Source organism: Pseudomonas sp. P5_B2, from assembly GCF_056400445.1.
The window spans coordinates 1-776 of record NZ_JBFULH010001267.1 but is presented as its reverse complement, the minus strand read 5'-3'; the positions used below and the strand labels follow the sequence as shown (position 1 = coordinate 776).

The 776-nt window shown below is 52.6% G+C and carries 1 protein-coding gene; it reads right to left on the bottom strand.

Going from position 1 to position 776, the window contains the following annotated elements; all coding sequences use genetic code 11:
* Nucleotides 1-317 precede the first annotated feature (317 nt).
* Nucleotides 318-755 carry a M24 family metallopeptidase gene (locus tag AC1DRJ_RS30665; protein ID WP_477805413.1) on the bottom strand — a complete coding sequence of 146 codons (438 nt, stop codon included), beginning with the start codon at nt 753-755 and terminating at the stop codon, nt 318-320.
* Nucleotides 756-776 lie beyond the last annotated feature (21 nt).

Below are 776 nucleotides of genomic sequence, written 5' to 3'. Positions count from 1 at the left end.
CTCAATAGCTTATGAATATTTGTAATAAATCGGCTCGGCTGAGTTTTTTGGGTTTCTTGAACCTTCACGTAGCCGCATTGGCCTATGTGTTTCAGGAGAAAATCTCCAGGCATAAAAAGGGTTCAATCACGCAGGAAGCTGTCATCGAAAGGGTATGGCGTTAGCAATTCATAGCCGTCATCGGTCACTAGCAACTGGTTCTGCGCCCACCCACTTCACCAATATAGGCCTCCACACACAAAGCCATGCCTGTTTGCAGCTCGCCTTCGTATCCATAAGATTTTACGTCTACCGGGTAGCGGATACGGGGGTAGTCGTCACACAATCCAACGCCATGGAACAGTACTCCGTAACGCTGGACGCGGCATGATTCGGGGTCGATGAGCCTTAGCCGTCAGCTCAGTAAAGCGTACGCCGGGTTTGATAAGGTCGGTATTTCGGACGATATGCTCGTGAGCAATTCGATAAAGGCGCTTCTGCTCGGCGGTTGGATCAACGCCTCCGCATATCCAGCTGCGTGACATGTCGACGCACATCCCATACGTGCCGATAAGGTCTGTATCGAATGAAAGCAAATCTCCGTCGCTCAACACCCTTGGGCCAGACTCCTGAAACCATGGGTTCGTGCGTGGGCCGGAACAGAGAATACGCGTCTCGATCCATTCCCCGCCACGGCGGATGTTGCCAGAGTGCAGAACAGACCAAATGTCATTTTCAGTGGAGCCGGCTCGCAGAGCTTGATGCATTTCGGCCACGGACGCTTCACACGACGCCAC